Annotated in this window: 15 protein-coding genes; 1 reads left to right on the forward strand and 14 read right to left on the reverse strand. The window is 71.7% G+C overall.

What is annotated here, in order from left to right:
- Positions 1-23: 23 nt before the first annotated feature.
- The 14 genes from rpmA to ACIRPK_RS06015 all read right to left on the reverse strand — a co-directional run bounded on the left by rpmA (position 24) and on the right by ACIRPK_RS06015 (position 17,544).
- Complete coding sequence (gene rpmA, locus ACIRPK_RS05950) at positions 24-281, reverse strand: 50S ribosomal protein L27 (RefSeq protein WP_057238555.1); 258 nt, start codon at positions 279-281, stop codon at positions 24-26.
- Between the two features lie 12 nt (positions 282-293).
- The gene (gene rplU, locus ACIRPK_RS05955; RefSeq protein WP_184919524.1) at positions 294-611 is read right to left on the reverse strand and encodes a 50S ribosomal protein L21; all 318 of its coding nucleotides are present in this window, start codon (positions 609-611) and stop codon (positions 294-296) included.
- A 218-nt stretch (positions 612-829) separates the two neighbouring features.
- Positions 830-4,348 carry an Rne/Rng family ribonuclease gene (locus tag ACIRPK_RS05960; RefSeq protein ID WP_403033581.1) on the reverse strand — a complete coding sequence of 1,173 codons (3,519 nt, stop codon included), beginning with the start codon at positions 4,346-4,348 and terminating at the stop codon, positions 830-832.
- A 419-nt stretch (positions 4,349-4,767) separates the two neighbouring features.
- Positions 4,768-5,532, reverse strand: a complete 765-nt coding sequence (locus ACIRPK_RS05965; protein ID WP_403033584.1) for a TIGR03936 family radical SAM-associated protein — start codon at positions 5,530-5,532, stop codon at positions 4,768-4,770.
- Positions 5,533-5,663: 131 nt separating this feature from the next.
- A complete protein-coding gene (locus ACIRPK_RS05970; protein ID WP_403033586.1) occupies positions 5,664-6,785 on the reverse strand; it encodes a hypothetical protein in 1,122 nt (373 codons plus the stop codon).
- Positions 6,786-6,864: 79 nt separating this feature from the next.
- A complete protein-coding gene (locus ACIRPK_RS05975) occupies positions 6,865-8,793 on the reverse strand; it encodes a TIGR03960 family B12-binding radical SAM protein (RefSeq protein ID WP_403033589.1) in 1,929 nt (642 codons plus the stop codon).
- A 60-nt stretch (positions 8,794-8,853) separates the two neighbouring features.
- Positions 8,854-10,047 (reverse strand): rod shape-determining protein RodA, encoded by a 1,194-nt coding sequence (gene rodA, locus ACIRPK_RS05980; protein ID WP_403033591.1) that lies wholly within the window; start codon positions 10,045-10,047, stop codon positions 8,854-8,856.
- Positions 10,044-12,251 (reverse strand): penicillin-binding protein 2, encoded by a 2,208-nt coding sequence (gene mrdA / locus ACIRPK_RS05985; RefSeq protein ID WP_403033593.1) that lies wholly within the window; start codon positions 12,249-12,251, stop codon positions 10,044-10,046. Before mrdA ends, rodA begins: the two co-directional genes overlap by 4 nt.
- Before the next feature lie 13 nt (positions 12,252-12,264).
- Positions 12,265-12,906: a rod shape-determining protein MreD gene (gene mreD, locus ACIRPK_RS05990; protein WP_403033596.1), complete on the reverse strand. Its 642-nt coding sequence runs from the start codon at positions 12,904-12,906 to the stop codon at positions 12,265-12,267.
- Positions 12,907-12,908: 2 nt separating this feature from the next.
- A complete protein-coding gene (gene mreC, locus ACIRPK_RS05995; protein ID WP_403033599.1) occupies positions 12,909-13,790 on the reverse strand; it encodes a rod shape-determining protein MreC in 882 nt (293 codons plus the stop codon).
- Positions 13,791-13,875: 85 nt separating this feature from the next.
- Positions 13,876-14,901 (reverse strand): rod shape-determining protein, encoded by a 1,026-nt coding sequence (locus ACIRPK_RS06000; RefSeq protein ID WP_073927935.1) that lies wholly within the window; start codon positions 14,899-14,901, stop codon positions 13,876-13,878.
- Between the two features lie 301 nt (positions 14,902-15,202).
- The gene (ndk, locus tag ACIRPK_RS06005) at positions 15,203-15,616 is read right to left on the reverse strand and encodes a nucleoside-diphosphate kinase (RefSeq protein WP_403033601.1); all 414 of its coding nucleotides are present in this window, start codon (positions 15,614-15,616) and stop codon (positions 15,203-15,205) included.
- Positions 15,617-15,842: 226 nt separating this feature from the next.
- Positions 15,843-16,178: a DUF4233 domain-containing protein gene (locus tag ACIRPK_RS06010; RefSeq protein WP_403033603.1), complete on the reverse strand. Its 336-nt coding sequence runs from the start codon at positions 16,176-16,178 to the stop codon at positions 15,843-15,845.
- A gap of 1 nt (position 16,179) precedes the next feature.
- Entirely contained in the window at positions 16,180-17,544 is a 1,365-nt protein-coding gene (locus tag ACIRPK_RS06015; RefSeq protein ID WP_403033753.1) for a bifunctional folylpolyglutamate synthase/dihydrofolate synthase, read from the reverse strand.
- Positions 17,545-17,748: 204 nt separating this feature from the next.
- Here ACIRPK_RS06015 and ACIRPK_RS06020 point away from each other — a divergent pair, with 204 nt between their 5' ends.
- Positions 17,749-19,170, forward strand: a complete 1,422-nt coding sequence (locus ACIRPK_RS06020) for a glycosyltransferase (RefSeq protein ID WP_403033606.1) — start codon at positions 17,749-17,751, stop codon at positions 19,168-19,170.
- Positions 19,171-19,172: the final 2 nt, after the last annotated feature.

Here is a 19,172-nt window from a genome sequence, read left to right on the forward strand (position 1 = left end):
TGAATTCCGACGCAGGGTCAGAATCAGGCCTCGACGGCCACGATGTTCACAACGCGACGACCGCGGTGGGTGCCGAACTGCACCGCACCGGCGTTCAGCGCGAACAGGGTGTCGTCGCCGCCGCGACCGACGCCCGCACCCGGGTGGAAGTGGGTGCCACGCTGGCGGACCAGGATCTCGCCGGCGCTGACGACCTGACCGCCGAAGCGCTTCACGCCGAGGCGCTGGGCGTTCGAGTCACGGCCGTTCCGGGTAGAGCTTGCGCCCTTCTTGTGTGCCATCTCGCTATCCCCTTACTTGCTGACGGAGTCGATGCTGGTGATCCGGACAGCGGTGTGGCGCTGACGGTGGCCCTGGCGGCGACGGTAACCGGTCTTGTTCTTGTAGCGCAGGATGATGATCTTCTCACCCTTGGTGTGGTCGACCACCTCGGCGTGAGCCTTCACGCCGGCGAGGACCCACGGGTCGGAGGTGACATCGTCACCGTCGACGACCAGGATGGTCGAGAGCTCCACCGAGTCACCCGGCTTGACGTCAACACGGTCAATCTCCAGCACGTCGCCGACGGCGACCTTGTGCTGGCGGCCGCCTGCGCGAACGATCGCGTACATGCGGTACCTGCTTTCTCTAACTCGATCGGAACTCTCGATGCCAGCCACCTGGGTACGGACACAGGCAGCCTCCCTCGAAACAAGTTTCGAGAGGTGATGTGCTCGGGAGCGCGGCGTCAGACACGCCAAGGGTCAAGAATACGGACCGGCACCCACTTGGGCAAACCGGGCCCTACCGGGGTCGGGGCGGCCCGTACGGACCGCCCCGGCCCAAGGGCTTACTCAGCCGCCGAATCACCCTCGGCGGCCGCGGCCTTCTTGGCCGCCGCGCTGGTCCGCTTGGTGGCGGTCTTGCGGGCGGTGGTCTTCTTCGCGGCCACGGTCTTCTTGGCCGCGACGGCCTTCTTGGCCGGAGCCTTGCGGGCCGCGCGCTTCTTCGGCGCGGGCTCCTCCTCGGCCGCCGGCTCCTCGACAACGGGCAGCTCGGCCTCGGCCGGCGACTCCTCGACGACGACCTCGGCCACCGGCTCGGCGACCGGCTCCGCGACTGGGGTGGCGGCAGCCGTCAGGGCGGCCTCCATCGCGGCCTCGGCGCGGGCCTGCAGCACCACGATCTCGGCCCCGCCCGGCGCACCGGCCGGAGCGGTCGCCTTGCGGACCGCCCGACGGCGGGTCCGGCCGGCCGGAGCGGCCGGGGCCGCCTCGATCTCGACCAGGTCGACCTGCGGCGCGGGCTGCTCGGCGACGACCGGCGCCTCGACCACGGTCTCGACGACCTCGACGGCCTCCGGGACGGCGATCTCCAGCTGCTCGGAGCCGTTCGGGATGACCTCGAACTCCTCGTGGTCGTGCTCGTCCTCGACCGACTCGACGGCCTCGGAGACCTGGTGCGACTCCTCCTGCGAGGTGCCGCCCTTGCCCCGGCGACGGCGCTTCGAGGCACCCGCCGCAGCGGCCTCGCCCGAGGTGCCGACCGGGCCACCGCCGCCGCCCACCGAGGTGGGCTGCTCCATGTGGACGATCACGCCGCGGCCGTTGCAGTGCACGCAGGACTCGGAGAAGGACTCCAGCAGGCCCTGGCCGACCCGCTTGCGGGTCATCTGCACCAGGCCGAGCGAGGTGACCTCGGCCACCTGGTGCTTGGTCCGGTCCCGGCCCAGGCACTCCAGCAGCCGACGCAGCACCAGGTCCCGGTTGGACTCCAGCACCATGTCGATGAAGTCGATCACGATGATGCCGCCGAGGTCACGGAGCCTCAGCTGACGGACGATCTCCTCGGCCGCCTCGATGTTGTTCCGGGTGACGGTCTCCTCGAGGTTGCCGCCCTGGCCGACGAACTTGCCGGTGTTGACGTCGACCACGATCATGGCCTCGGTCCGGTCGATCACCAGCGAACCGCCGCTGGGCAGCCAGACCTTGCGGTCCAGCGCCTTCATCAGCTGCTCGTCGATCCGGTAGGTGGCGAACACGTCCACGTCCGAGGTCCACCGCTGCAGACGCTCGGTCAGGTCCGGCGCCACGTTGGTGACGTACTCGTGGATGGTGTTCCACGCCTCCGAGCCGGAGACGATGACCTTGGTGAAGTCCTCGTTGAAGATGTCGCGGACGACCCGGACGGTCATGTCCGGCTCGCCGTACAGCAGCGCCGGGGCGTTGCCGGTGGCGGCCTTCTTCTGGATCTCCTCCCACTGCGCCTGCAGGCGCTGCACGTCGCGGGTCAGCTCGTCCTCGCTGGCGCCCTCGGCGGCGGTGCGCACGATCACGCCCGCGTCGTCCGGGACGATCTTCTTGAGGATCTGCTTGAGGCGCGCGCGCTCGTTCTCCGGGAGCTTGCGGCTGATGCCGGTCATCGAGCCCTCGGGCACGTAGACCAGGTAGCGGCCGGGCAGCGAGATCTGGCTGGTCAGCCGGGCGCCCTTGTGGCCGATCGGGTCCTTGGAGACCTGGACCAGCACGGACTGGCCGGACTTGAGCACCGACTCGATCCGGCGCGGGCCGCCGTGGCCGCCCAGCGCACCGAAGTTGACCTCACCGGCGTACAGCACCGCGTTGCGGCCCTTGCCGATGTCGACGAAGGCGGCCTCCATCGACGGCAGCACGTTCTGGACCTTGCCCAGGTAGACGTTGCCGACGTACGAGGTGGCCTGCTCCTTGTTCACGTAGTGCTCGACCAGCACGTTGTCCTCGAGGACACCGATCTGGGTGCGCAGGCCGTTCTGACGGACCACCATGACCCGCTCGACCGACTCCCGGCGGGCCAGGAACTCGGCCTCGGTGATGATCGGCACCCGGCGGCGGCCCAGCTCGCGGCCCTCGCGGCGGCGCTGCTTCTTGGCCTCCAGACGGGTGGAGCCCTTGATCGACTGCACCTCGTCCGGGTCGAAGGCCGGCTCGGTCGAACGGCGGCGCGGCTCGCGGACCTTGACGACGGTTCGGACGCCGTCCTCGGTGGTCTCGGCGGCCAGCTCGACGCCACCACCGCTGTCACCACTGCGGCGACGACGGCGACGGCGACGGCGGGACGAGGCCAGGCCACCGGCCAGGTCGTCCTCGTCGTCCTCCTCGGCGTCGTCCTCGGGCTCCTCGACGGGAGCGGCGGCCGGCTCGGTGCCCTGCTCGCCCTCGAACTCCTCGGCCTCACCGCGACGGCGGCGACGGCCGCCCCGGCGGCGACGGCGGGACGGACGGTCGTCCTCCCACTCGCCCTCGGCCTCGGGGCCGGCGGTCACCTCGACGGGCGCCTCCTCGACCACGGCCGGGGCCTCGGCCTTGGGCACCTCGCGGACCGGCTGCGGCTGCTCGACCCGGGCCTGCTCGACGCGGGGCTGCTCGACGCGCGGCTCCGGGCGGCTCTCCTGACGGGCTTCCTGGCGGGCCTCGTGGCGGCCACCTCGGGACTGGCGGGACGGGGTCTGCACCCGGACCTGCTGGCGGGTGCGACGGCGACGGCCGACCCCGCTGTACTCGAACTCGTCCTCCTCCTGGGTCGTCGCGGCCGGAGCGGCGACCGGGGCGGCGGCGGGCGCGGCCGGAGCGGCAGCGGCGGCCGGAGCACTCACGGCGGCGGCCGGAGCGGCGACGGGGGCGGCGGGGGCGACGTAGGGAGCGGGCTCCTGGAAGACCGGGGCCTGGAAGATCGCGGTGGACGGGCGGACCGCACGGCGGCGGGCCCGCGGCGGGGCGGCGTCCTCGACCACCGGGGCGGGCTCGGCGACCACGGCCGGGGCCTCGGCCACCGGCTCCTCGGCCGGAGCCTCGGGCTCCTCCTCGACGACCGGCTCCTCGGCCACCACCGGGGCGGCCTCGACCACCCGGCGACGGCGGGGGCGACGCGGCGGGGCGGCGTCCTCGACCACCGGAGCGGGCTCCTCGGCGACGACCGGGGCCTCCGCCACCGGCTCGACCACGGGGGTCTCCTCTGCCGCGACCGGGGCGGTCTCGGCCCGCTTGCGGGGGGTGCGACGGGCCCGGACGGGCTTCTCCGGCGCGGGCTCCTCGGCCACGGCCTCGACCGGGGCGGGCGCCTCGACGGCGGTCTCGACCGCGTCCGGCGCACCGGCCGGGGACTCCACGCGCTTGCGGGCCCGACGGGCCCGCACCGGCTTCTCGGGGGCGGGCTCCTCGGCGGCGGCCGGGGCCTCCTGGGTCTCGGCCGGCAGGACCGTCCCGGTGGTCTCCGCGGCGGCGCCCTGCGGCGTACCCGCCGGGCGGGACACCGCGCGGCGCCGGCGGCGCGGCGGGGCCGCGCTGTCGTCGGCCGCGGACTGCTGCGGTTCGTTGTTCTCGTTCTCGAGCATGCGGGTGGATCTCCCGTCAGGCCCCCGGGCTCCGCATCCGGGCACGGCGCGACGCCGCTGGTTCCGGTCGGTCGCGAGCTTCGCGGGCCGACCTCCACGGCGTCGCCGTGCGGGACGCCGATGCCGCACAGGGGCTCGTAGTCTCGCTCGGCGCCCCGCACAGTGCGGGGTGTCGAAAGTCTTCTGGTTCTGACCAGTCTTCAAGTTTTGTCCGGGCCGGTGCCGTCCCCCGTCCCGGATGGCTGCCGGAGGGGTCCTCGGGCCAACCGCCCATCCGGGGCGGCGGGCCACCAGGGGCTGGCCTGCGTTCGACGGCGCTCGCTCCCCTGGGGAGCCGCAGCGGCCCGGAGGGGACAGGCCCGGAGACCGGGCCGGCCCTCCTCCCGCTAGGCGGACGCAGGTGCGCGCGGCCCGGCGGCCTACAGGCCGGCCGGGGCCGCGGCGCGGTCGAGCGCCAGCGGGTCGGTCACCGTGCCGGTCTCCTCGTCGAGCGGCCCCTGCGCCAGCCTGGTCACCTCAGCGGGGACCGGCGGCGCCAGGTCGGCCGTCGCACGGAGACCGGACAAAACGTCGTCGGGTCGTACGGCGGGTGTGGCGTGTCGTACTACCAGCCGCAGTATCGCACAGGGATTGGTGCTACGAACATCGGAGGTACCGTCCGTGCCGGTCTCGTTACCATCGCCGACCTGCGGCGAAAGCAGTTCGAGTGCCGCGACGGGCCCGCGCGCGTCGAAGACCCGTACGCCGTTCTTGGTGAGGCGTTCGACCTCGACCCGTTCGGCGGCCAGGAAAGCGGTGATCGCCCGACCGGCCTCCTCGGGCGTGACCTGGTCCAATCGGACCTGCCACTCGGAGGCTTCCAGCCGCTCCACGAAGTTCGGGGTGCGGACCTCGACGGCGTCGGTGATGTCCAGACCGTCCGGCAGCGACTCGTCGAGCTGCGCGCGCAGCTGCTCCGGGTCGCGGAACTCGGCCAGGCCGATCTCCAGGTACTCGGCTTCGCTGGCCACCCCGGTCGGGGCGGCGTTGGCGTAGGAGACCTTCGGGTGCGGGGTGAATCCCGCCGAGTACGCCATCGGGACGGCCGAGCGGCGGAGCGCGCGCTCGAACGCCCGCTGGAAGTCACGGTGGCTGGTGAAGCGCAGACGGCCGCGCTTGGTGTACCGGAGACGGATGCGCTGCACCGTCGGCGCGGGCGGCGGACCGTCAGGCGTGCGGCGTGCCAGGGTCGCTCAGTCCTTAGTCAGTGGGCCGGTCCGGCCACTGCACCAACGGGCTCCGGCCGGACTCTGTCAGGCTCAAGGGTACGGCCTGATCACCCCACCAGCGCCCGCCTGGCCTCCCGGGCCGCCACCCGGACGGATGCCCAGGCCCGCCGGAGCTCGTCCTTGACCGGCCACCAGACCTCCCGGCGCAGCCAACGGCACGGCCGCGCCACCAGGGACCGCCACAGCCGGCCGCCCAAGTGCCAGGCCCGCCCCAGGAGCTGACCGACCGTCCGGAGCGCCAAGTACAGCACCGTCCGCCACAGCCACCCGAGCGGCCGCGCGACCAGGTGCCACAGCAGCCACCCCAGCCCGCGCACGAGCAGCACCGCCGACCGCAGCAGCCCGCGCCCGAGGGCGGCCACCCCCGCGACCAGGGCGCGCCAGAGCGGCGTGAGCACCGACCGCCACACCCACACCAGCGGCAGCACCACCAGCCGGTGGACCAGGTGGACCAGCGCCCGGCCGAGCCATCGCACGGCGCGCACCAGGCCCCGGCCCGCCGGGGTCAGCACCCGCTGCCACAGCCACCCCAGCGGGGCCAGCACCACCCACTCCACCAGCCACGCCAGCGGCAGCACGACGCCGTTGCGGGCGAACCAGAGCAGCCCCCGGCCGAGCGGGTTCAGCACCTTCCGGTGACACCACACCAGAGGCAGCAGCACCAGCACCCCGATCACCCAACCGACCGCCTGGCCGAGCCCCGCCGCCGCGAGCTCCAGCCCTCGGCCGACCGTACGGACGGCGAGGGCCAGGCCGCGCCCGAGCGGCGCCAGCAGGTTCCCGTACAGCCACTCGGCGGCCAGCGCCAGGCCGCGCCCGGTGGCCCGCACTGCGGCGGCCAGCGCCAGGCCGAGCGGTGCCAGCACGGAGCGCCGGCACCACCCCAGCAAGGCCAGCAGCATCCGGCCGGCCCAGTACGACGCGTGGCCGAGCGGGGTGAGCAGATGGCGGTGGACCATCAGCAGCGGCCGGCCGACCAGGCCGTAGCAGATCCGGCCGATCAGCCGGCCGAGCCAGTTGAGGGCCGCCCCGACCGGCCGCCGGACCAGGACCAGCAGTTCCCAGCCGAAGCGCAGCGGGACCACCACCGTGAAGGCGATGATCCGGGCCGGTATCCGGACGAAGGCGACCAGACAGCCCTCGGCCGGTCTGTCGTCCTGCTGCTCCATCGGTGTTCCCCCCTTGAATGCCCTGACGGCCCCTCCCGTGCAGCACGCACGGGAGGGGCCGTCAGGTTGCGGACCGGTCCTACGAGTTGAGCACGGTGAGCGGCAGCAGCTTCACGCCGGTCGGGCCGATCTGGATGGACGTGTCCATCTGGGGGCAGACGCCGCAGTCGAAGCACGGGGTCCAGCGGCAGTCCTCGACCTCGACCTCCTCGAGGGCGTCCTGCCAGTCCTCCCAGAGCCAGTCCTTGTCGAGGCCGCTGTCCAGGTGGTCCCAGGGCAGCACCTCCTCGTAGGTGCGCTCGCGGGTGGTGTACCAGGCGACGTCGACGCCGGTGCCGGCCAGGCCCTTCTCGGCGGCGGCGATCCAGCGGTCGTAGCTGAAGTGCTCGCGCCAGCCGTCGAACCGGCCGCCGTCCTCGTAGACGGCCCGGATGATCGCGCCGACCCGGCGGTCACCCCGGGAGAGCAGGCCCTCGATGATGCCGGGCTTGCCGTCGTGGTAGCGGAAACCGATGTTCTTGCCGTACTTGCGGTCGCTGCGGATCGCGTCCCGGAGCTTGCCGAGCCGGGCGTCGGTGTCCTCGGCGGAGAGCTGCGGCGCCCACTGGAACGGGGTGTGCGGCTTGGGGACGAACCCGCCGATCGAGACCGTGCAGCGGATGTCGTTCTGGCCGGTGACCTCGCGGCCCTTCTGGATCACGTTCTTCGCCATCGAGGCGATCTGCAGCACGTCCTCGTCGGTCTCGGTGGGGAGGCCGACCATGAAGTACAGCTTCACCTGGCGCCAGCCGTTGCCGTAGGCGGCGGCGACGGTGCGGATCAGGTCCTCCTCCGACACCATCTTGTTGATCACCTTGCGGATCCGCTCCGAGCCACCTTCGGGGGCGAAGGTCAGACCCGAGCGACGGCCGTTCCTGGTCAGCTCGTTGGCCAGGTCGATGTTGAAGGCGTCGACCCGGGTGGACGGCAGCGAGAGGCCGATCTTGTCCTCGGTGTAGCGGTCGGCCAGGCCCTTGGCGATGTCACCGATCTCGGTGTGGTCGGCCGAGGAGAGCGAGAGCAGGCCGACCTCCTCGAAGCCGGTGGCCTTCAGCCCGCGCTCGACCATCTCGCCGATGCCGGTGATGCTTCGCTCCCGCACGGGGCGCGTGATCATGCCGGCCTGGCAGAAACGGCAGCCGCGGGTGCAGCCGCGGAAGATCTCCACGGACATCCGCTCGTGCACCGTCTCGGCCAGCGGGACCAGCGGCTGCTTGGGGTAGGGCCACTCGTCCAGGTCCATCACGGTGTGCTTGGAGACCCGCCACGGCACGCCTTCGCGGTTGCCCACCACGCGGGCGATCCGGCCGTCCTCCAGGTAGTCCACGTCGTAGAACCGCGGGACGTAGACACCACCCGTACGGGCCAGCCGGAGCAGCACCTCGTCGCGGCCGCCGGGGCGGCCCTCGGCCTTCCAGGCCCGGATGATCTCGGTCATGTCGAGCACGGCCTGCTCGCCGTCCCCGATCACCGCACAGTCGATGAACTCCGCGATCGGCTCGGGGTTGAACGCGGCGTGCCCGCCGGCCAGCACGATCGGGTCGTCCAGACCCCGGTCGGCGGCGTTCAGCGGGATACCGGCCAAGTCGAGCGCGGTCAGCATGTTGGTGTAGCCGAGCTCGGTGGAGAAGGAGAGCCCGAACACGTCGAACGCCTTGACCGGCCGGTGCGCGTCGACGGTGAACTGCGGCACGTCGTGCTTGCGCATCAGCGCTTCCAGGTCCGGCCAGACGCTGTAGGTGCGCTCGGCGAGCACGCCCTCGCGCTCGTTCAGCACCTCGTACAGGATCATGACGCCCTGGTTGGGCAGCCCGACCTCGTAGGCGTCGGGGTACATCAGGGCCCACCGGACGTCGGCGCTGTCCCAGTCCTTGACGGTCGAGTTGAGCTCGCCGCCGACGTACTGGATCGGCTTCTGGACGTGCGGGAGGAGGGCCTCCAGGCGTGGGAAGACCGATTCGACTGGCATGCGGTGAGCCCTTTGCGGCGGGGACAGGGTGACCCTCAAGGGTAGCCGAACCGGACGGGGTCAAATCCCTATCGGCCGCTGGGTGCGGACGCACTGGAGCAGGCCGATGCCGATCCAGACCGCGAACATCGAGGAGCCGCCGTAGCTGACGAAGGGCAGCGGGATGCCGGCCACCGGCATGATGCCGAGGTTCATCCCGATGTTCTCGAAGGCCTGGAAGGCGAACCAGCTGACCACTCCGGCCGCCACGACGGTGCCGAACAGGTCGGTGGCGTGCCGGGCGATCCGGCAGCCCCGCCAGAGCAGCACGCCGAGCAGCACGATCAGGCCGAGCGCGCCGACGAAGCCGAGCTCCTCGCCGGCCACCGTGAAGACGAAGTCGGTCTGCTGCTCGGGGACGAACTGGCCGGTGGTCTGGGTGCCCTTGAAGAGCCCCATCCCGGTCAGGCCGCCGGAGCCGATGGCGATCCGGGCCTGGGCGGTGTTGTAGCCCACCCCGGCCGGGTCGAGCGCCGGGTTGGCGAAGGCGGCGAACCGGTCGATCTGGTACTTGCTCAGCACCCCGAGCTGCCAGATCGCGGCCGCGCCGAGCGCGCCGGTGCCGATCAGGCCGAAGACCCAGCGGTTGGCCGCGCCGGAGGCGAGCAGGATGCCGAGGATGATGACGCCCATCACCATCACCGAGCCGAGGTCCGGCATCAGCATGATCACGGCCATCGGCAGCGCGGCCAGCCCGAGCGCCTGGAGCACGCTGCGGTCCGGCGGGAACTCCCGCTCCCCCGCGTCCACCCGGGCGGACAGCACCACGGCCATGGTGAGGATGATGGCGAACTTGGCGAACTCGGCGGGCTGGATCGAGAAGCCGCCGCCGAACTGGATCCAGGCCTTGGCGCCGTTGATGGTCGAGCCCAGCGGGGTGAGCACCGCGAGCAGCATCAGCAGCACCACCACGTAGACCACCGGCACGGCGGTGCGCAGGCGCCGACTCCCTATCAGGACCACCACCCCGCACAGCGCCAGACCGATCGCCAGGTTGGTGAGGTGCCGGAACAGGAAGTACTGCGGGTCGCCGTGGGTCAGCGAGTCCCGGCCCCGGGTGGCCGACCAGACCAGCAGCGAGCTGCCCAGCGAGAGGCCGAGGGCGGCCAGCACCATGATCCAGTCCAGTCGGCGGAGCGGAGAGCCCTTGGCCAGCGCCCGGCCCACCGTGCCGCGCTGCGGCGCCAGCCGGTACTGGCTGTACGAGGAGGTCATGCCCGGCCCCTTCCGGCGGTGCGGGTGGCGGGTTCGAGCGCGGCCAGGGTCAGCGTGCCCGGCGCGGCGGGGGCAACCGGCGGCAGCGGGTCGAGGAACGCCACCGGGTGGACGGCGGTCCCGTCCGGGTTGAACTTCGGCAGCTCGGCCTGCGGCTTGCTGAGCAGCGCCTTGCCGTTGTCGATGTTGCCCTTGTCGTCCACGCCGTACAGCGCCTGGTAGATCCGCCGGACGGCGTCACCGGAGGCGCCGGAGCCGGTACCGGCCTGACTCATCGTCATGACCACCGCGTAGTCGCGGCTGTAAGTGGTCAGGTAGGAGGTGGTCTGCTTGCCGAAGACCTCCGCGGTGCCGGTCTTGGCGTGCAGCTCGATCTTGCCCTGCGGCCAGCCCGCGCCGGTGAACTTCCAGGCGGCGCTGCCCTGCTCGATGACGCCCTTGGTGGCCTGGTCGATGTACTGCAGGGTGCGCTCGTCGGTCGGCAGCTTGCCGTCCACCTGCGGGGCGATCTCGCGGACCACGGTGCCGTCCGGGCTGACCACGGCCTTGCCGATGGTCGGGCGGTAGAGCGTGCCGCCGTTGGCCAGCGCGGAGTAGATCTTGGCCATCTGGAGCGGCGTCACCAGGGTGTCGCCCTGGCCGATGGCGTAGTTGACCATGTCACCGGCGCGCATCTGGTTGCCGTCGGCGCAGTTCTCCTTGGCCACCAGGGTGCCGTACTCGTTGTCGTTCTTCTTCGCCTGCTCGCACCAGGCGTCCTTGTTGGCGTCGTAGTACTCCTGCTTCCACTTGCGGTCCGGGATCCGCCCCGGGGCCTCGCTGGGCAGGTCGATGCCGGTCTTGGCGCCGAGGCCGAACTGCTTGGCGGTCTTGAAGAACCAGTCCGCCGCGTCCTTCTTCGGCTTGATGCCGCCGTCGGCCATCCACTGGTCGTAGGCGAGGCCGTAGAAGACGGTGTCGCAGGACACCTCCAGCGCCCGGGCCAGGCTGATCGAGCCGTAGCCCTGGCTCTCGAAGTTCTTGAACTCGCGGCCGCCGATGGTCAGGCTGCTCGGGCAGGGGTAGTTGCCGTTCAGCGAGTACCCGGCCTGGGCGGCCGCGGCGGCGGAGACCACCTTGAAGGTGGAGCCGGGGGCGGACTGACCCTGTATGGCCCGGTTCAGCAGCGGGTAGTTGGACTCCTTGCTGGTCAGGCCCTGGTAGTCCTTGCCCGCGATGCCGCCGACCCAGAGGTTGGGGTCGTAGGTCGGGGCGCTGGCCATCGCGACGATCCGGCCGGTGTGCACGTCCATCACCAGGGCCGCGCCGGAGTCCGCCTCGTAGTTGCGCTTGGTGTCCTTGTCCCATGCCTTGCGGGCGTCCACCATGGCCTGCGCCAGGTTGTCCTCGACCGCCTTCTGCACCCGGGCGTCGATGCTGGTGACCAGGTTGTTGCCGGGCACCGCCGGGGTCTTGCCCGCGCTGCCGATCACCCGGCCGAGGTTGTCCACCTCCAGCCGGTCGATGCCGGTGGTGCCGCGCAGGTCGTTGTCGTACACCGACTCCAGGCCGGCCCGGCCGATCTGGTCGACCGGCAGCCGGCGCTCCCGGCCCTCCTTGTCCTTGGACTTGGTGACCTCCTCGTCGGTGACCGGCGAGAGGTAGCCGAGCACCTGGGCCAGGTTGGCGCCCTCGGCCCCGGTGTAGCGGCGCAGCGAGGTGGGCTGGGCGGTGATGCCGGGGAAGTCCTCGTGCCGTTCCATTATCTGCATCGCCTGCTGGGTGGTGGCCGCCTTGGTGACCGGGATCGGCTGGTAGGGCGAGCCGTTCCAACAGGGCTGCGGGGTCTTGGCGTCGCAGAGCCTGACCTTGTCCTGGACGTCCTTGGCGGGCATCCCGAGCACGTCGGCGAGCCGGGCCAGCACTGCCTTGCCGTGGTCCTTCTGCTGGAGCAGCGCGGTCCGGCTGACCGAGACCACCAGCTTGGCCTCGTTACCGGCCAGGATGCGGCCCGAGGCGTCCAGGATCTCGCCGCGGACGGTCGGCTCGACCACCTCGCGGACGTGGTTGCCCGCGGCCTTCTCGACGTACTCGTGGCCGGTGCGGATCTGCAGGTACCAGAGCCGTCCGCCCAGGGTGGCGAGCAGCGACAGCACCAAGACCTGCAGGACGATCAGACGGATCGTCACCCGCTGGGTGCGGCCGGTCTCCGGGATGTTGCTCAACGGTGCTCGCTCCTCAGGGGCGCTTGGCCAGGCCGGGAATCCGCCGCTTGCGGCCGTAGCCGGGCAGCGGGGACGCCTCGCGGGTGGTGCGGTAGCGGGACAGCGTGCCGAGGCCCGAACCGCCGGAGTCCTCGGACTCGGTGACCACGCTGCCGCCGTCGAACCGGCGGGCCAGCATCATCACGGCGGGCACCACGAACGGGGCCAGCAGCACGTCGTACAGCAGGGCGCTGAACACCAGGCCGGTCAGGCCGACGTGCCGGGCGGCGGTGTCGCCGACCAGGGCGCCGACCGTCGCGTACAGCAGGGTGGAGGCGACCGCGGCGACCGCCACGATCAGCAGCGCGCTGACCGCCGAGCGCTGCCGGGCGCCGTCCGGGCGGAGCAGCCCGGCGACGTAGCCGAGCAGGCAGAGCACCAAGGCGTAGCGGCCGATGGCGTGGTCGCTGGGTGGGGCCAGGTCGGCCAGCAGACCGGCCGAGAAGCCGACCAGGCAGCCGCCGGTGGGGCCGTAGACCAGGGCCAGACCGACCACCACGAGCAGCAGCAGATCCGGTGTGGCGCCCGGGAGTTGGAGCCGTCCGAGCACACTGACCTGGATCACCAGGCCGAGCAGGATCAGGATGGCGGAGAGCAGGACGCGGTTGATCCGCATGGTCAGTTCCCCCCTGCGGGTGTCGAGGCGGGCGGCAGCACGGCGTCCCTCGGGTCGGTCCGCGGCGGGACCACCACCACGCCGACCAGGTCGAGCCGGGTGAACTGGACGAACGGCTCCACCAGCACGGTCTTGGTGAGCTGACCCGGTGTCGCCTCCACCTCGACCACCTTGCCGACCGGGACGCCGGGGACGAACGGGCGGCCGCTCTGCGAGCCGAAGGTGACCAGCCGGTCGCCGGCCTTGACCTGGGCCTTGCCGTTGAGCAGCGAGACCTTCATCGGCCCGGTGCCCTGGCCGTTGGCGAAGCCGATCTCGCCGGAGCCCTCCATCCTGGTCCCGACGCTGAAGCCGGGGTCGGAGGCGAGCAGCACGGTGGCGGTGGTGGGCGCGATGGTGGTGATCCGGCCGACCAGGCCCTGGCCGTTGATCACGGTCATGTCCCGGGTCAGGCCGTCGTCGCTGCCGGCGTCGATGGTGATGGTCCAGGAGAAGCCCTGGGCGGCGCCGATCGCGATCACCTGGGCGGCCTTGACGGTGTAACCGCCGCTGCCCGCGGTGCGCAGCAGTTCGTCCAGCTGCTTGGTGCGGCCCGACGCCGTGTCGGAGGAGGCGACCCGCTGGCGCAGGTCGGTGTTCTCCCGGGTGATCTGGTCCAGCCTGGCCTGGTGGGTGCCCGCGTCCCGGACCGCCCGGACGGTACCGGCCACCGGGTCGACCACCCCGGCCGCCCCGCGCTCGACCGGGCCGAGCACGCTCGCGGCGGCCCGCCGGGCGCCGCTGAGCGGAGAGCTCTCGCCGCCCTTGATGTCCACGGTGATCAGGGCGAAAGCGACCGCGACCAGCAGGACCAGCAGCAGTCGGCTCTCTCGGGTGTCCCTCACGATGCTGGAGCTGCCCCTTCGGTGCCGGGCCCCCACCCGCTGTGGACGGCTGAGGGCCCTTCAGTTGACGTGTGTTCTCTCCCGCTCAACGACGGGGCTGGGCGTCCAGTACCTGCTGGAGCGCCTCGAACTCCTCGACGCACTTGCCGGAGCCGAGCGCGACCGAGTCGAGCGGGTTCTCCGCGATGTGGATCGGCATGCCGGTCTCCCGGCGGAGCCGCTCGTCCAGGCCGCGCAGCAGGGCGCCGCCACCGGTGAGCACGATCCCGCGGTCCATCACGTCGCCCGCCAGCTCCGGCGGGCACTGGTCCAGGGTGGTCTTCACCGCGTCGATGATCGAGTTGACCGGCTCGTCGATCGCCTCGCGCACCTCGGCCGCGGAGATCACCACGGTCTTCGGCAGACCGCTGACCAGGTCGCGGCCGCGGATCTCGGCGTGCTCGTCCTTCTCGCCCTCCAGGGCGAAGGCCGAACCGATGCTCATCTTGATCTGCTCCGCGCTGCGCTCACCGAGGAGGAGGCTGTACTCCTTCTTGATGTGCTGCACGATCGCGTTGTCCAGCTCGTCGCCGGCCACCCGGATCGACTGCGCGGTGACGATCCCGCCGAGCGAGATCACCGCGACCTCGGTGGTGCCGCCGCCGATGTCCACCACCATGTTGCCGGTGGCCTCGTGCACCGGGAGCCCGGCGCCGATCGCGGCCGCCATCGGCTCCTCGATGATGTGCACCTGGCGGGCGCCGGCCTGCGAGCTGGCCTCGATCACGGCGCGGCGCTCGACTCCGGTGATGCCGCTGGGCACGCAGACCACCACCCGGGGGCGGGCCAGGTAGCGGCGGCGGTGGATCTTCAGGATGAAGTACCGCAGCATCCGCTCGGTGATCTCGAAGTCGGCGATCACGCCGTCCTTGAGCGGGCGGATCGCGACGATGTTGCCGGGCGTGCGCCCGATCATCTTCTTCGCCTCGGACCCGACCGCCAGGATGCCGCCGGTGTTGGTGTTCACCGCGACCACGGACGGCTCGTTGAGGACGATCCCCTTGCCCCTGACGTACACCAGCGTGTTGGCAGTACCCAGGTCGATCGCCATGTCACGGCCGATGAACGACAGATTGTTGGCCATGGGGTGTGTGGTGCCTTCCCGAGCTCGGAATCAGATGGCGGGGAGAGGGGGGCGGACGACGGCTGACCTGCCGTACCGAGCCCGTGAGTTGTGCTCCATCGTAGCCACGCCGGTCGTCTCGGACTGCGGGGTACGGCGTGCTGCCCATTCTCCGGCGGCTCGTCGGCATCTCCGAGGATTGGGACGCCGTGTCGGGCCTTCGAGTTCCGTATTTGAGGATGAAACGCCTGGATTCACCTGGTCGGGCCTGACGGTGCGTGGCCCGACCAGGTGAGGGCCCGTCAGGCGGTCAGGCCTGGGCCGGGAAGAAGATCTTGATCTCGCGCTCGGCCGACGCCTCGGAGTCCGAGGCGTGGATCAGGTTCTCCCGGGTGATGGTGGCGAAGTCACCGCGGATGGTGCCCGGGCCCGCCTGCAGCGGGTCGGTGGCACCGGCCAGCGCGCGGATGCCGGGGACGACGTTCTCGCCCTCGACGATCAGCGCGATCGACGGACCGGAGGTCATGAACTCGAGCAGTGGCTCGTAGAACGGGCGGCCGACGTGCTCGGTGTAGTGCTGCTCCAGCGTCTCCCGGTCGAAGGTGCGCAGCTCGACCGCGGCGAGCCGCCAGCCGGCCTTGCGCTCGATCCGGCTGATGATCTCGCCGGCCAGGCCGCGCTTGACGGCGTCGGGCTTGAGCAGGACGAGAGTGCGCTGCGACACGTTAACGGCTCCTGGGGACTAGGGGTCGGTCACCCGAAAGGCTACCTTGCGTGAGCGCGGGGCTCGATCTGCGGTACTGGTGATGCCGGTAGGGGCGCGGGGAACTGCGCGACCCGGACGGCGGAGCACCTGCAAGCCGGGCTCGGTGAGCCGGTTGCCCGTGCTGCCCTGCCGTGACGCGCAGTTCCCCGCGCCCCTGGGACGCCCACGCGCGCGGGCCCGCCACCTAGGCGGCAGCGGCCTCGCGGGCGGCCTTGATCTCGTCGATCCGGCGCCCGTAGTGCACCGAGCACCACCAGAGCGCCGCGAAGACCAGCCCGAGCCCGAACATGGTGGGCAGCACGAAGCCGCTGACGATCAGTCCGATCTGGAGCGCCCAGCCGACCGCCACCGCCCCGGGGCGGGTGATCGCGCCGCAGAGCAGCACGCAGAGCAGCATCGCGATCCCGCTGACGATCCACACCGTGGTGGTGGGGACGTCCGAGAGCTGCATCGCGACCAGCGCCGCGAACATGATCAGCAGTGCCTCGCCGATCAGGGTCGAGGAACACAGGACGCGCATGTCACTTCCTCCCGAGCAGGATGCGGGCCTCGCCCACGGTGATGACCGAGCCGGTGATGACGACCCCGGCGCCGCCGAGCTCCTCGTCCTCCGCCATCGTGACGGCGGCGTCGATGGCGTCGTCCAGCCGGGGTTCGATCCGGACCCGGTCCTCGCCGAAGATCTCCACCGCGATCGCGGCCAGCTGGTCCACCGGCGTGGCCCGGTGGGTGGAGTTCTCGGTGATGACGACCTCGGCCAGGATCGGCTCGAAGACCGACAGGAAGCCGGAGGCGTCTTTGTCGCCGCTGGTGGCGATCACGCCGACCAGCTTGGTGAAGCCGAACGACTCGGTGATCGCGGCGACGCTGGCCTCGGCCCCGTGCGGGTTGTGCGCGGCGTCCAGGATCACGGTGGGGCTGCGCCGGACCACCTCGAGGCGGCCGGGCGAGCTGACGCCGGCGAACGCGGCCCGGACCTTCTCCGCGTCCAGCGTGCCGCCCCGGGCACCGCCGACGCCGAAGAACGCCTCGACGGCGGTGAGCGCGAGCGCGGCGTTGTGCGCCTGGTGGGCGCCGTGCAGCGGGAGGAAGACGTCCTCGTACTCGGCGCCGCCGAGCCCCCGGATCGTCACCAGCTGACCGCCGACCGCGACCTCACGGCGGATCACCCCGAACTCCATGCCCTCGCGGGCCACGGTGGCGTCCACCTCGACCGCGCGGCGCAGGATCGCCTCGGCGGCGTCCAGCGGCTGCTGGGCGACCACGGCGAGCGCCCCCGTCTTGATGATCCCGGACTTCTCGACGGCGATCTTGCCGGTGGTGTCGCCCAGCCGGTCGGTGTGGTCCAGGCCGACCGGGGTGATCACCGCGACGTCGCCGTCGACCACGTTGGTGGCGTCCCAGGAGCCGCCCATCCCGACCTCGACCACCGCGACGTCCACCGGGGTGTCGGCGAACACGGCGTACGCCATGCCGGTGAGCACCTCGAAGAAGGACATCGGGATCGGCTGCTGGGCGTCGACCATCTGCACGTAGGGCTCGATGTCGCGGTACGTCTCGATGAACTTGGCGACCGTGATCGGTGCGCCGTCCAGGCTGATCCGCTCGGTCACCGACTCGACGTGCGGGCTGGTGTAGCGCCCGGTGCGCAGCTCGAAGGCGAGCAGCAGCTGCTCGATCATCCGGGCGGTCGAGGTCTTGCCGTTGGTCCCGGTGATGTGGATCGCCGGGTACGCCCGCTGGGGCTGGCCGAGGATGTCCATCAGCGCCGCCATCCGGTCGAGCGACGGCTCCAGCTTGTTCTCCGGCCAGCGGGCGGAGAGGGCGGTCTCGATCTCGCGCAGCTCACCCGCCGGGTCTGCGGGGTCCGGGTTGACGGGGCGGATCGTGTACGGGTTCTGCGGGGCCTTGTCGCTCACGCGCCCAGTCTACGGAGCCGCTTCACCGCTCCGGTCCGGGTGGTCCACGACTCACGTGAGGGGGGTCACTCGGCAAAGAGTTGGCCAAGTTGAAGGTTTACCATGTGAATAGATGATGATTGAAGCAAGTCACCATCAAATCGAAGATCATTTTGCCGATGGAGCCTTGCAATGAATGCCGTTCACGCGTACTTCCTCAGTCACCGGACCCAGGTGCTGTGGACGGCCGAACTGCTCTCGCTCGCCCTGCTGGCGTACATGGTCTTCGTGTTCGGCCGCTTCCTGCTCTACTGGGCCGGCTCGGCCGACGCCTTCCGGCGCAGCCGGCCGGCCGAGCCCGGTGACCCGGCGGTCTTCCAGTGGCACCTGGTGATCCCCTGCCGGGACGAGGAGGCGGTGGTCGGGCAGACCCTGGCGGGGCTGCGCAGGTCCTCTCCCCGAGCGCACCTCTGGGTGGTGGACGACGACAGCGAGGATCGCACCCGCGAGCTGGTGCAGGCCGCCGCCGACCGCGACCCGATGATCCACCTGGTGCAGCGCCGCCGTCCGGACGCCCGGATCGGCAAGGGCGCCGCGCTGAACGCGGCCTACCGGCAGATCTCCGACCGGCTGGCGCCCGGCACCGACCGCGAGCGGGTGGTGCTCGGCGTGATCGACGCCGACGGCGAACTGGCCGCCGACACCCTGGCCCTGGTCAGCACCGAGCACGCGCTCGGACGCCCGGACACCGGCGCGGTGCAGATCGGCGTCCGGATGCGGAACGCCGACGACCCCCGCCCGCTGCCCGGCCGCGGCCGGGCCGCCAACGCCTTCGCCCGGGCCCTGGTCCGGATGCAGGACGTCGAGTTCCAGGCCAGCAACTCCGGCATGCAGCTGCTCCGCCGCCGCACCGGCAGCGTCGGCCTGGGCGGCAACGGCCAGTTCGTCCGGCTCGCCGCGCTGGACGCGCTGGCCGGCCGGGAGCAGCGCCCCTGGCCCGAGCGGGCATTGCTGGAGGACTACGAGTCCGGCCTCGAACTCCGGCTGGCCGGTTACCGGTTGACGCACGTGCCGGAGACCCGGGTGTCCCAGGAGGGCCTGGTCTCGGGCCGCCGCTTCCTCACCCAGCGGACCCGCTGGGCGCAGGGCAACATGCAGTGCCTGCGGTACGCCGGCCGGGTGCTCCGCTCCCCGCACTACACGCTGGGCGGCAAGGCCGAGGTGATGTACACCTTCCTCCAGCCGGTGGTCGCGGTGCTGCTGGTGCTGCTCCTCCCGGTCACCCTCGGCATCTCGCTGGCCACCCGGATCTTCTTCGGCGCGGCCGCGGCCGCCTTCGAGGCCGCCTACGGACCGCTGATGCTGCTCGCCTTCGCGCTCGCCGCGCTGCCGCTGGTCTGCTGGGGCTTCGCCTACCGCCGGACCGTGCACCCCGACCGCAGCCGACTGCTGGGCCTGCTCTGGGGATTGGCGCTCTGGCTGTACACCTACCACGTCTTCCTGGTGGCCACCCGGGCCGCCGTCCGGCTGCTGCTCGGCCGGAACGGCTGGGCGAAGACCCGCCGCAACGCCGAGCGGACCACCGCCGGCGCCCCGACCGCGCTCGAAGCCTGAAC

Origin of the sequence: Kitasatospora sp. NPDC101801 (assembly GCF_044766665.1) — a bacterium.
Classification (GTDB): Bacteria; Actinomycetota; Actinomycetes; order Streptomycetales; family Streptomycetaceae; genus Kitasatospora.